We start from the raw sequence: 13058 nt of genomic DNA, 5'->3' as shown, positions 1-13058 counted from the left end.
CGAGCCAGTGAAGAGGACGCACGCAGAACTGCGACCGGCGCGCAGGGCCCTCCCGGCACGGGCCCTGAGGCACGTGGCGCCCCGCGCTCTCTCGGCCCTCCTGCGACGTGGTGCGGCGCTGGCGGTCTTCGCACTGGTGGTGGTGTCCGCACTGGCGCCCGATACGGCGCGTCCACCGGCGTCCGGCGCGGAGACCGGCGAGTCGACCACCGGTACGGCCTCGACCGTCAGTCCCTCGACAGTGGCGGTCGGCGGGACTCTGACGTATACACTGTCCGGCTTCCCGCCCGGGGCGGCCATCCGGATCTCGGTCGACGATGGCGTGTTCGGCAACCAGGCCCGCGGCCAGGACGTCGTCGGAATCGCCACAGTCAATGAGAACGGGGCCACCTCCGGGGCCGTCGAGTTGCCCGGTCATGTCGCCAAGGGCGTTCATTGGCTTCGATTCGAGGTCTCGGCCGGTCGGGACGTGCCGACCAATGAGGTGAGCACTCTGGACTACACGAACAAGAGCCCCTACTTTACCGTCGGAGACGTGACGATCATCGGCGGTTCCGGTGCGGCCACCGCGACGGCGCCCGCCCCCGCACCGACCTCCTCACCGATCATCGGGACCCCGGAGCCGGCGGAACCCGCGGGGTCTGAGGCGTCCGGCACCGCGGTGCCGGACGTCCCCGACGCCCCGGATGGCTCTCGTACGACGCAGGTCGACATCACAACCGGCGAGGAGGACGCGCAGGCCTCCGCCGTTGAGGTCGGGGCGAGGACCTTCCCGACCGTCGGCGCGTCCGCCCTCCTGCTCGTGAGCCTGCTGGTGCTGCTGGTCGTCATCGGCCTGATGAACAGTCGTCGGTTCGCGGCGGACAAGGCGACCTCCTCGCGGGCCGCCGGTTGAGGGACGCCGGTCGACCCGATCGCGGTCCCGCCCGATGCCCGGTCGCACCGGCATGGGCTTCGACGCGCGGAGACGGGCCCGGCATAGGATCGTGGACGGCGCCCGCTCGTCTCGCGGCGCGCCCCGACGAGCACCGGCTCAGTGCTCCCAGTGGAAGGAACACAGCACCATGCTGCGAACTCGCACCGCGGGCTCCCTGCGCGCCGCCGACATCGGCCAGGTCGTCACTCTCACCGGCTGGGTCGATCGCCGTCGCGATCATGGCGGCGTGGCCTTCGTCGACCTGCGCGACGCGTCCGGCATCGCCCAGGTGGTGATCCGCGAGGAGATCGCCCACGACCTGCGCGCCGAGTACGTCCTCAGGATCACCGGCGAGGTGGCGAAGCGCCCCGAGGGCAACGCGAACCCGAGTCTGCCCACCGGCGAGATCGAAGTGGTCGTCACCGATGTCGAGATCCTCAATCCCGCGGCTCCGCTGCCCTTCCAGATCTCCGATCACGCCGAGGACGTGGGCCGGGTCGGAGAGGAGGCGCGGCTGAAGCACCGCTACCTCGACCTGCGCCGCTCCTCCATGCAGCACGCCATGCGCCTGCGCGCCAAGGTCAACCAGGTCGCTCGTCGAGTGCTGGACTCCCACGGCTTCGTTGAGATCGAGACCCCCACCCTCACCCGCTCCACCCCCGAGGGCGCGCGCGACTTCCTCGTCCCCGCCCGCCTGGCGCCGGGCTCCTGGTACGCCCTGCCGCAGAGCCCGCAGCTGTTCAAGCAGTTGCTCATGGTCGCCGGCATGGAGCGCTACTACCAGATCGCCCGCTGCTACCGCGACGAGGACTTCCGGGCCGACCGCCAGCCGGAGTTCACCCAGCTCGACGTGGAGATGAGCTTCGTCGACCAGGAGGACGTCATCATGGTGGCCGAGGACGTTCTGAGGGAGATCTGGACCCTTATCGGCCACGACCTGCCCACGCCGATTCCGCGCATGACCTACGAGGAGGCGATGACGAGGTTCGGCTCCGACAAGCCGGACCTGCGCTTCGGCTGCGAGTTGGTCGAGCTCACCGACTACTTCAGGAGCACCACGTTCCGCGTCTTCCAGAACCCCTACGTGGGCGCCGTCGTCATGCCCGGTGGCGCCTCCCAGTCCCGTCGCACCTTCGACGCCTGGCAGGACTGGGCCAGGCAGCGCGGTGCCAGGGGTCTGGCCTACGTCACCGTCGCCGAGGACGGGACCCTCGGCGGGCCGGTCGCCAAGAACATCACCGATGCCGAGCGGGCCGGCCTGGCCCAGGCGGCCGGTGCCGAGCCCGGCGACTGCATCTTCTTCGCCGCGGGGATCGCGGATGCGTCCCGCGCCCTGCTGGGCGCGGCGCGTCTGGAGATCGCCAGGCGCTGCGGGCTCATCGACAACGACGAGTGGTCCTTCGTGTGGGTCGTGGACGCGCCCCTGTTCAAGCCCTCGGCCGAGGCCCGGGCGGAGGGCGACGTCGCGCTGGGGGGATCCGCCTGGACGGCGGTGCACCACGCCTTCACCTCGCCCAAGCCCGAGTGCCTGGACACCTTCGACACGGATCCCGGCAGTGCACTGGCCTACGCCTACGACATCGTGTGCAACGGCAACGAGCTCGGCGGGGGCTCGATCCGCATCCACCGCCGTGATATCCAGGAGCGGGTTTTCAAGGTGATGGGCGTGGACGAGGCGGAGGCGCAGGAGAAATTCGGCTTCCTCCTGGACGCCTTCGCCTTCGGGGCCCCGCCGCACGGCGGCATCGCCTTCGGCTGGGATCGTATCGTCGCCCTGCTGACCGGGGCGGACTCGATTCGCGACGTCATCGCCTTCCCGAAGATCGGCGCGGGCTGGGACCCGCTCACCGACGCGCCCGCCCCGATCACCTCGGCTCAGCGCAGGGAGGCCGGCGTCGACGCCGCCCCGGAGTCCGCGGGGGGCTGATGCAGCGCCGTGCGTCCTCGGCGTTGAAGGCCCCGGATCCCTCAGAGGGGCTCCGGGGCCTTCCCGGGCCTGCGGGGCGGGGAATCGGCGGCGCTCCCGGATTCCTCCGCGCCCCGGGCCATGAGGAGACGATGCGCGAGGCCGGCCTCGCCCCTCAGGTCGTCCCCTACGGGGTACGTGGCCGACGAAGCGGTTCAAGCGGCTCGCAGCCCTCCACGGTCACCACCGCGGCGAGGACGGCGCCGATCGGGCGCACGGCGGCCATGCCGATACCTGACGAGTGACGGAGCTCTCAGGCCGCGTGGGCGCAGGTGGGGCAGGAGCAGTCCTCGCATGTGCACGAGGAGCAGGAGTCGTCGCAGTGCTCGCAGGAGCAGACGTTGTGGTTGCAGGTGGGGCAGGTGCAGTCGGAGCACTCGCACATGGCGCAGGAGTCCGAGCAGTGCGGGCAGTCGCAGGTATCGCACTCGTCGTAGTGACCATTGTCCTCGTGGTGGAGGTGCCCGTTGTGAAGGTAGTCGACGTGGTCCTCGTGAATGATGGCCAGATGGCCGCAGTTCGGGCCGTGCGTGTGGTGGTGGGTCTCAGCGGGACGGTGCTCGAGTGTGGCGGGCATGTGAATCTCCTGATCCTGATGATGGCGCAGCGTCGTGCGGCTGCATTATTAATTCGTGAGAACCATAAGAGGGAGCAGGTCGGAATGCCAAACATGAAAACGTCTCTCATCTGCTTGCGGCGGCGGAGTGAATCGTGCCGACTAATGCGGTCCTGGAATGCAAATCATTTTCACGAGATTGCGGGGCGCGGATTCGCTTCGGAATCGATTACGGAATCGCATGGGGTCGCTATGGGATCGTGCGGCTCGCGTCCGGCGAGGGCCGCTCCGCCTGTCGGCTACCGCGTCGCGCGGATCTGGAGCACAATGAGGCTATGTCGCGATACATCGAGCTCCATCCCGTCAACCCGCAGGCCCGCCTCGTCGACAAGGTCGTCGCCGTGCTGCGCGACGGCGGTCTGATAGCCTACCCCACTGATTCGGGCTACGCCCTCGCCTGCGCTCCCGGGAACAAGGAGGGGCTGGATCGCATCCGCGCCATCCGCCGGCTCGACAGCAAGCACAACTTCACCTTCGTGTGCGCGAGCTTCGCCCAGGTCGGTCCGGTGGCGATCGTCGGCAACAACGCCTTTCGTCTCATCAAGCGTCTGACTCCCGGACCGTGGACCTTCATCCTCAAGGGCACCAAGGACGTGCCCCGGATGACGCTCAATCCGAAGAAGCACACCCTGGGAGTGCGTATTCCGGACCACGCGATCACCCAGGCTCTCGTCGCCGGCTTCGACGCCCCCATCCTGTCGTCGACCTTCATCCGCCCCGGGAGGAACGAGCCGGAGAGCTCGGGATGGGAGATCGAGGACGCCCTGGGCCACCTCGTGGACGTCGTCATCGAGGGTCCCGTCGGCTCCACCGAGCCCACCACCGTCGTCGATCTGACCGACGACGCTCCCGAGGTCGTGCGTGAGGGATCGGGGGACATCGCTCTGCTGTGAGTGCGGGGCCGGCTGGATTGTCGGCTCCGCAGGTCGCGCTCGTCTCCGTCTCTCATTCATTGTCTCTTGCACGGGCTCGTGGTGCTCTTCGGGGCGCCGCGGGCCCGTGCGCGTGAGCGCCTCCTCGGTGGCGGTCGCGGTTGCCGCAGTCGCCGCGGGCCGTCAGGCCGGCTCGATCGCGGAGTACGAGCCGGTGTACCGGCTCCGAATCCGCTGCAGGAAAACCGGCGCCCACCAGTTCCAGCGCCCGAGCAGGCCCATGGTCGCGGGTACGAAGAGCATGCGCACCACCGTGGCGTCCAGCCCCACCGTGACCGCCAGGGCCAGGCCGATCTCCTTGACGATGAGCAGCTCGCCGGACACGAAGCCGAGGAACACGATCACCATGATGAGGGCCGCCGAGGTCACGATGCGTCCCGACCGCTGCAGCCCTCTCTCGACTGCGGTGTCGTTGTCGTCCCCGCTGTCCCAGTACTCCTTGATCCTGGCCAGGATGAAGACCTCGTAGTCCATCGCCAGGCCGAAGCCCACGCCGACCGCCGTCACGATGACGTACGCCTCGACGCCGCCGATCGGGGTGAAGCCGAGCAGTCCGCTGAGATGACCGTCCTGGAACACCCACACCAGCACGCCCAGCGAGGCCGCCAGTGAGACGGCATTGACCAGTAGCGCCTTGATCGGCACGAGCACGGAGCCGGTCATGGAGAACAGGAGCACGAAGGTCGCCAGCACCAGCGCTCCGGTCACCCAGGGCAGTCCGTGGATGAGGATCTGCCGGAAGTCGAACTGGCTGGCGGCCTGGCCCGTGATCCAGGCGTCCGCAGGGGCGTCCAGGGCGCGGATCGAGGCGACGGCGCGCTCCGCGGTGGTCGAGGACGCCTCGCCCTCGAGGTCGAGATAGACCACCGTGTAGTCGCCCGCGGTCGCCGATCGCAGCACGTGCACGACGCCGCCCGCGGAGGCGACCTGATCATTGATGTAGGACGTGACCCGATCACCGGTCGCGGCGATGATGAGCGTTGCATCCTCCTCCGTGGCCGCCGGATAGTCCTCCTGCAGGGTCGTCAGGTACGTGCGCTGGTCGGATTGGGGCGGCAGGAGCTCGGTGGTGGAGGTCAGCATGTGCAGTCCGCGCAGGGGCGAGGCGAGAACCACCAGAAGTGCGATGCAGGCGACGAAGACGACCCAGGGCATCCGATGGACCTGATGGGCGATCCAGGCGAAGGCTCCGGAGTCGGAGGAGTCGCGGCCCGACGGCCGCCGGCGCGCGGCCGGCCTCAGGAGCCGCTGCAGCGCGGCGGGACGCAGAAGCCGTCGTCCCAGGAGCACCAGCAGCGCGGGGACCAGGGTCAGAGCCGCGGCGACGGCGATCAGGGCGACCGCCATGCCCGCCACCCCGATGGACCAGAGGATGCCGGTGCCCATGAGCACCAGGCCCATGAGAGCCGCAACCACCGTCAGTCCGGAGAACAGCACGGTGCGTCCCGCCGTTGTCAACGTCGTCGCCATGCACTGGGCGATGAGCGGGTCCCGCCGACCGGTGCGTGGTCGGCGCAGGCGCCCGTCGCCCGTGGACTCGATCTCATCCCGGCTGCGGGCGAGCTCCTCGCGATAGCGGGATGTCAGAAGCAGTCCGTAGTCGATGGACAGACCCAGACCGATGATCGAAATGATATTGACGACGAAGGACTGCAAGTCGGTGAAGAAGCTGAGCGCGTAGAGCACTCCCAGCGAGCCGGCGATCGATGCCAGGGCTCCGAGCAGGGGCATGCCGGCGACGAGGAAGCCTCCGAAGACCAGGACCATGACCAGCAGCGCCAGGGGCAGGGAGATGAGCTCTCCTCTGATCAGGTCCTCGGCGACCTGATCATTGACGGCCCGGGACATGAGCGCCTTGTCGGAGACGACCCCCGTGACCCGGGGACTGATGGCGCGCAGCTCCTCGGGGACCGCGCTCAGCCGGTCCTCCACCCTGCGCGTCAGGCTCGCGACCTCCTCCTGGTAGGCCTCGTCGTCGGCGGGGGCGACCTTGTCCCCGTTGGGGTTGACGGTCACGATCATGAGGAAGCCATCCAGGTCGGTGGACGCCAGGGCCTGCGCCGCGGGCTCGGAGAGCATGCCGGGGACGACGAAGGGGTCGAGCACATTCTGCTCGCCCACCAGGGCCCGCAGATCGGCATGCGCCTCGGCCAGCGCGGAGGCGATCCGCTGCTGCATCTCGGTATCGGAAATGTCGACACCGGTGACCAGCAGGCTCACGGTCTGCGAGTCGCCGGCCAGGGTGCGCAGGATCTGCTCGCCCTGGGCGCTCTGGGTGCCCGAGACCTCCGGGTCGCCGGCCTCGAGCCGATCGAAGAGGGCGGTGCCCCCCAGGCCGCCGAAGGAGACGACGAGGAGCGTGACGGCGAGCACTGCCCACGTACCGACGACGTACCAGGCGTTCTTGACGACGCGACGGGAGAGCCAGACGAGCATGCTTGCATTGTCGCAGACAGGCGCCCCTGGTCGTCGCAGGGGCGCTCCGCGGTCCGCGTCCCGATCGCCGGCGCCGCATCGTCGGGACCTGCGGGGCCCGTGGAGGGTCTAGGGTCTCGGGCATGGACCTGTTCGAGAGCGCCGGAACGGACGATACCGGTCTGCCGTCGGACGCCCATGCCCCGTTGGCCGTGCGCATGCGCCCGCGCGAGCTGGACGAGGTCGTCGGCCAGGATCATCTCCTCGCGCCGGGCTCCCCGTTGCGGCGCCTGGTGGAGTCCTCCGGCGGCGACGCGCGCGGCGCCGGCGTCTCCAGCGTCGTCCTGTGGGGGCCGCCGGGCACCGGCAAGACGACCCTGGCCTACCTCGTCGCCAGGGGGAGCGGGCGCCGGTTCGTCGAGCTGTCCGCGGTGAGCGCGGGTGTCAAGGACATCCGTCGGGTCGTGGCGGACGCGCGCCGCCGGCTCGTCGCCGGCGGTGAGGAGACCGTCCTCTTCGTCGATGAGGTCCACCGCTTCTCCCGCTCCCAGCAGGACGCCCTGCTGCCCGGCGTCGAGAACCGCTGGGTCGCGCTCGTCGCCGCCACCACCGAGAACCCGAGCTTCTCCGTGGTCTCGCCCCTCCTGTCCCGATCCCTGCTGCTCACCCTCCAGCCCCTGGATGCCGAGGCGATCCGAGCTCTGGTCGATCGCGCGATCGCGGATGAGCGCGGGTTGGGCGGTGCCGTCGCCGTCGATGACGAGGCCCGCGAGCAGATCGTGCGCATGGCGGGCTCGGATGCGCGCAAGTCCCTGACCATCCTCGAGGCCGCGGCCGGCGCGGCCCTGGCGGAGGGCGCTCCGGTGCCGGAGCGGGCGCGGGGCGGGTCGGATCCGGCCGACCCGGCCGATGGGGAGCGGGTCCGCCCGCTCGTCACGCTGGCGGATGTCGAGCGCGCCGCCGATATCGCCGCCGTGCGCTACGACCGGGCGGGGGATCAGCACTACGACGTCGTCAGCGCCTTCATCAAGTCCATGCGCGGCTCCGATCCGGACGCCACCCTCCACTACCTGGCGCGAATGGTCGCCGCCGGGGAGGACCCCCGCTACATCGCGCGGCGCATCACGATCCACGCGGCCGAGGACGTGGGCCTGGCCGACCCCGCCGTGCTCACCACCGCGGTCGCCGCCCAGCAGGCCGTCGCGCTCATCGGCATGCCCGAGGCCCAGCTGGTCCTGGCCCAGGCCGCCCTGGCGGTGGCCACGGCGCCGAAGTCCAACGCCGTCACGCTCGGCATCGGCCGGGCCCTGACGGATGTGCGTGCCGGCCGGGGCGGCCGGGTTCCACCGCACCTCCGCGATGCCCACTACGCGGGCGCCGAGCGCCTGGGGCACGGTCGGGAGTACCTGTACCCGCACGACTTCCCGCACGGCGTCGTCGCCCAGCACTACCTGCCCGACGACCTGGCCGGACAGCGCTACTACGAGCCGACCGGCAACGGCTTCGAGAGACAGCTGGCCTCCCGCCTGGAGGCCGTGCGCCGCATCCTGGACCGACGATGAGCGCGACGACCGTTCCGGGGAATCCCGCGGGGGGCTCAGGCGGCGCGCGCAGGACGGGCCTGGTCCTGCTCACGGGAGCGGGCGCCGGCTTCCTGTCCGGTCTGTTCGGCGTCGGTGGCGGACTGGTCATCGTCCCCGCGCTCATGACCGTGCTCGGCATGAGTCAGCGTCGGGCGGCGGCCACCTCCCTGGCCGCCATCGTGCTCACCGCCGCCGTCGGCTCGGTCTCCTACGGGGCGCGCGGCGAGGTCTCGCTCCTCGCGGCGGGACTCCTGGTCGTCGGCGCGCTCGTCGGCGCGCAGGCGGGAGTCCTGGCGCTGCGGCGCCTGCCCGAGTGGACGCTGCCCTGGATCTTCATCGGCTTCGCCGTCCTCGTCGTCGTCTCCATGCGATTGCGCGCGCCCGTTCGCGAGGCGGCGCTCGTGCTCGACGGACCGCGCGCCGCCGCCCTGATCGTGGTCGGGGTGGTCGCAGGCATCCTGTCCGGGCTCGTCGGCGTGGGCGGGGGCGCCGTCATCGTGCCCGGCCTCGAGCTTCTCGTCGGCGTGGGCGACCTCCTGGCCCGGGGCACCTCGCTGCTCGTCATGATCCCGACCGCCGTCACCGGGACATGGGCCAATCTCAGGCACGGCGTCGTGGACCTGAGGCCCGGCCTGGTCGTCGGGCTCGGCGCCGTCCTCGCGGCCCCGGGCGGAGCCGCTGCGGCCGCTCGTATCAGTCCGGCGACCGGCACTCTCCTGTTCGACCTGTTCCTCCTGGGCGTCGTCGTCAGCACGCTGCGCAGGGAGCGCGCGCGTCGGCGCGCACGGGTTCGGGCGATCGGGCCCGGGCTCGAATGACACCGAACGGCTCCGGAGAACGCTGGACGGCGCTGGACGGCGCCGAACGAGGCTGAACGACGCTGGCTGAGGATCGGCTCACAATCGGGCTCCGTAAGGTGCGTGTGGGACTCGTCGAACGGTAAAGTGCCCGAGTTGTCGTTGCGCGCGGTGCTTCTGAGTGCCGACGAGTCTCGGGGTCTCCTCCAGCGCCGGGTGACGTGCGCGGCGGCAGTCCTGGGGTCTCAGCCCGCGCAGGCCGGCCCCGCGTCCCGGGCCTTTGCCAGTGACGTGCGATTGTCCATTCCGACAGGAAGAAGAACGAAGAACCATGAGCTCCTCCCGCTCCCGCCGTCAGGTGCGCCTGTCCCGCGCCCTCGGCATCCCGCTGACGCCCAAGGCCGTGCGCTACTTCGAGAAGCGCCCCTACGGCCCCGGCGAGCACGGCCGCGCCCGCCGTCGTGCCGAGTCCGACTACGCCGTCCGCTTGAAGGAGAAGCAGCGTCTGCGCGCCCAGTACGGCATTCGCGAGGCTCAGCTCCAGCGCGTCTTCAAGGAGGCCCGCCGTGAGAAGGGCCTGACCGGTGAGTCCCTGGTCGAGCTGCTGGAGATGCGCCTGGACGCCCTCGTTCTGCGCTCGGGCTTCGCCCGCACCATCGCCCAGGCCCGCCAGGTCGTCGTCCACCGCCACATCCTCGTCGACGGCAGGGTCGTGGACCGCCCCTCCTTCCGCGTCAAGCCCGGGCAGACCATTCAGGTCCGCCCGCGCTCCCAGGTGATGACCCCCTTCCAGATCGCCGCCGCCGGCACCCACCGGGATGTCCTGCCGCCCGTGCCGGACTACCTCAGGGTCGAGCTGGAGAAGCTCTCCGCCACGCTCGTGCGTCGGCCCAAGCGCGATGAGGTCCCGGTGACCTGCGACGTTCAGATGGTCGTCGAGTACTACTCGCGCTGAGAGCCGTGAGTTCGCGACGCGATGCCCCGGACCGCCCGCCGGTACGGGGCATCATCGCTCCCCGGGGTTATCCTCGCACCGGGGCCCCTCCCGCTCCGCCTCCACGTCATCGGGTGCGACCTCCGCACGACACATCACGCACGACACACTGAACACACTACGAGGAACTCCATGCGCACCTCCGAGATCCGTACTCGCTGGCTCGACTACTTCGCCGCGAACGGTCACGAGATCCGTCCTTCCGTGCCCCTGGTCTCCCCGGAGCCCTCGATCCTGTTCACGGTGGCGGGCATGGTCCCGTTCATCCCCTACATCCTGGGCACCGAACCGCCTCCGTGGCCCCGGGCCGCCTCGGTGCAGAAGTGCATCCGCACCAACGACATCGACAACGTCGGCAAGACCACCCGCCACGGCACGTTCTTCCAGATGAACGGCAACTTCTCCTTCGGCGACTACTTCAAGGAGGGGGCGATCGACTACGCCTGGAACCTGCTCACCGGCTCCGAGGGGGACGGCGGCTACGGCCTGGACGGCGACCGGCTGTGGATGACGATCTGGGAGGAGGACCGGGTCTCCCTCGACCACTGGACCCGCGTCATCGGCGTTCCGGCCGAGCGCGTCCAGAAGCTCCCTTTCGAGGAGATCTCCTGGTCCACGGGCCAGCCGGGTCCGGCCGGCTCCTGCTGCGAGATCCACTACGACCGCGGCCCCGCCTACGGTCCCGACGGCGGTCCGGAGGCCGACGCGCGGGGGGATCGCTTCCTGGAGATCTGGAACCTCGTCTTCGACGAGTTCGTCCGCGGCGAGGGCAAGGGTCACGACTTCGAGCTGGTGGGCGAGCTCGACCGGACGGCGATCGACACCGGCGCCGGCCTGGAGCGCCTCGCCTTCATCATGCAGGACAAGCCCAATATGTATGAGATCGACGAGGTCTACCCCGTTATCGCGGCCGCCCAGGAGATGTCCGGACGTACCTACGGGCTCGGCGCGGCCGGTCCGGAGGCCGGCGAGGCCCATCTCGACGACGTGCGCATGCGGGTCGTGGCCGATCACGTCCGCTCGTCGCTCATGCTCATCGGCGATGGCGTGCGCCCGGGCAATGACGGGCGCGGCTACGTGCTGCGCCGTCTCATTCGTCGCGCGGTGCGCTCCATGCGCCTGCTGGGCGTGGACTCCGCCTCGTTGCCGACCCTGCTGACGGTCTCGAAGGAGGCCATGAAGGCCTCCTACCCCGAACTCGAGACCAACTGGTCCACCATCTCCGAGGTCGCCTATGCGGAGGAGGACTCGTTCCGGCGCACCCTGAACGCCGGCACCACCATCCTGGACACGGCGGTGGCCGACGCCAAGAGCCGACCGGGACGGCCGGTACTGGCCGGCGATCGCGCCTTCGCCCTGCACGACACATACGGATTCCCCATCGACCTGACCCTGGAGATGGCCGCCGAGCAGGGGGTCGAGGTCGACGAGGACGGCTTCCGGGCCCTCATGGAGGAGCAGCGGGAGCGCGCTCGCGCCGACGCCCGCGCCAAGAAGATCGGGCTGACCGACGTGCGCGCCTTCCACGAGATCCAGAAGGCCATGGGAGGCCCCTCGGTCTTCCTCGGCTACACCGAGTCGGCGGCCGACGCCTCTGTCGCCGGCCTGCTCGTGGACGGTCGGCCCGAGCCCGTGGCGACCGCTCCCGCGGAGGTCGAGGTCGTCCTGGACCGCACCCCGTTCTACGCCGAGATGGGCGGTCAGCTCGCCGATCACGGTACCATTCGCCTGGCCGACGGCGGTGTTGTCGAAGTCCATGACGTCCAGGCGCCCGTCAGGGGAGTGCCGGTCCACCGCGGTACCCTCGCCGAGGGTACGGTGGCCGTGGGCGAGCGCGCCTACGCCGAGATCGACGTCGTGCGCCGGTTGGCCATCGCCCGAGCCCATACCTCCACTCACATGGTCTACGCCGGGCTGCGACGAGTGGTCTCACCCGACGCCCCGCAGGCCGGGTCCGAGAACTCGCCCGCCCGACTGCGGTTCGACTTCCGGCACTCCTCGGCGGTCAGCGCCCCTCAGATGGACGACATCGAGTCACTGGTCAACGACAAGGTCGCGGAGGACCTCGTGGTGACCGCCGAGGTGATGCCGTTGGAGGAGGCACGGCGCAGCGGCGCCATCGCCCTGTTCGGCGAGAAGTACGGCAAGGACGTTCGCGTCGTCACCATCGGGGAGAATTTCGACAAGGAGCTGTGCGGCGGCACGCACGTGCCCTCTACTGGTCACATCGGCCGGATCGCGCTACTCGGCGAAGGCTCCATCGGATCGGGCGTGCGGCGCATCGACGCCCTCGTGGCCGACTCGGCCTACCACTTCCAGCGAAAGGAGCATGCACTGGTCTCCCAGCTGTCCACCTTGATGGGGGGGCGGCCCGAGGAGCTTCCGGATCGCGTGGAGTCGCTCATGAGCCGGCTGAAGGAGGCGGAGAAGAGACTCGCCGCGGCTCAGCAGGCAGCACTGGCCTCGCGCGCTGCGGAGCTCGCCGCCTCGGCAACCCGCACGGGAGGCTTCCTCCTCGTGACCGCCGGCGTCGGCGCCGTCGGCTCGTCCGACGCCCTGCGCGGCCTCGTTCTGGATGTGCGCGGGCGCCTGCCGGGCTCCGAGCCCGTCGTGGTCGCGCTGGCGGGGGTGGCGGGAGAGCGTCCTCTCGTGGTGGTCGCCACCAATGCCGCTGCTCGTGAGGCCGGGGCCGGGGCGGGTGCGCTCGTGCGCGCAGCAGCAGCCGTTCTCGGCGGCGGCGGCGGCGGGAAGGACGATCTCGCGCAGGGCGGCGGGCAGGACGCCCGCAAGATCGATGCCGCTCTGGCGGTGATCCCGGGCGAGCTCGCCTGAGCTCGAG

General features: G+C 70.2%; 9 protein-coding genes. 7 read left to right on the top strand and 2 right to left on the bottom strand.

Annotated features, from left to right (window positions below):
- Positions 1-7: 7 nt before the first annotated feature.
- Positions 8-895 carry a hypothetical protein gene (locus G448_RS0105455; protein WP_245572195.1) on the top strand — a complete coding sequence of 296 codons (888 nt, stop codon included), beginning with the start codon at positions 8-10 and terminating at the stop codon, positions 893-895.
- A gap of 169 nt (positions 896-1064) precedes the next feature.
- Positions 1065-2843 carry an aspartate--tRNA ligase gene (aspS, locus tag G448_RS0105450; protein WP_026407180.1) on the top strand — a complete coding sequence of 593 codons (1779 nt, stop codon included), beginning with the start codon at positions 1065-1067 and terminating at the stop codon, positions 2841-2843.
- A gap of 292 nt (positions 2844-3135) precedes the next feature.
- Here aspS and G448_RS17365 read toward each other — a convergent pair whose 3' ends face one another.
- Positions 3136-3459 (bottom strand): hypothetical protein, encoded by a 324-nt coding sequence (locus G448_RS17365; protein WP_034494499.1) that lies wholly within the window; start codon positions 3457-3459, stop codon positions 3136-3138.
- A gap of 314 nt (positions 3460-3773) precedes the next feature.
- Between G448_RS17365 and G448_RS0105440 the strand changes: the two genes are divergently transcribed.
- Positions 3774-4391 (top strand): L-threonylcarbamoyladenylate synthase, encoded by a 618-nt coding sequence (locus G448_RS0105440; protein WP_026407179.1) that lies wholly within the window; start codon positions 3774-3776, stop codon positions 4389-4391.
- Between the two features lie 162 nt (positions 4392-4553).
- Here G448_RS0105440 and G448_RS0105435 read toward each other — a convergent pair whose 3' ends face one another.
- Positions 4554-6866, bottom strand: a complete 2313-nt coding sequence (locus tag G448_RS0105435) for an MMPL family transporter (RefSeq protein ID WP_026407178.1) — start codon at positions 6864-6866, stop codon at positions 4554-4556.
- Between the two features lie 122 nt (positions 6867-6988).
- Here G448_RS0105435 and G448_RS0105430 point away from each other — a divergent pair, with 122 nt between their 5' ends.
- The 4 genes from G448_RS0105430 to alaS all read left to right on the top strand — a co-directional run bounded on the left by G448_RS0105430 (position 6989) and on the right by alaS (position 13051).
- Positions 6989-8407: a replication-associated recombination protein A gene (locus tag G448_RS0105430; RefSeq protein WP_026407177.1), complete on the top strand. Its 1419-nt coding sequence runs from the start codon at positions 6989-6991 to the stop codon at positions 8405-8407.
- Positions 8404-9246 carry a sulfite exporter TauE/SafE family protein gene (locus G448_RS0105425; protein WP_026407176.1) on the top strand — a complete coding sequence of 281 codons (843 nt, stop codon included), beginning with the start codon at positions 8404-8406 and terminating at the stop codon, positions 9244-9246. Before G448_RS0105430 ends, G448_RS0105425 begins: the two co-directional genes overlap by 4 nt.
- A 310-nt stretch (positions 9247-9556) precedes the next feature.
- Entirely contained in the window at positions 9557-10180 is a 624-nt protein-coding gene (gene rpsD, locus G448_RS0105420; RefSeq protein ID WP_026407175.1) for a 30S ribosomal protein S4, read from the top strand.
- Positions 10181-10351: 171 nt separating this feature from the next.
- The gene (gene alaS, locus G448_RS0105415; RefSeq protein WP_026407174.1) at positions 10352-13051 is read left to right on the top strand and encodes an alanine--tRNA ligase; all 2700 of its coding nucleotides are present in this window, start codon (positions 10352-10354) and stop codon (positions 13049-13051) included.
- Positions 13052-13058: the final 7 nt, after the last annotated feature.

Origin of the sequence: Actinomyces gerencseriae DSM 6844, assembly GCF_000429265.1 — a bacterium.
Lineage (GTDB): Bacteria > Actinomycetota > Actinomycetes > Actinomycetales > Actinomycetaceae > Actinomyces > Actinomyces gerencseriae.
This window is presented reverse-complemented; position numbering and strand designations above follow the sequence as displayed.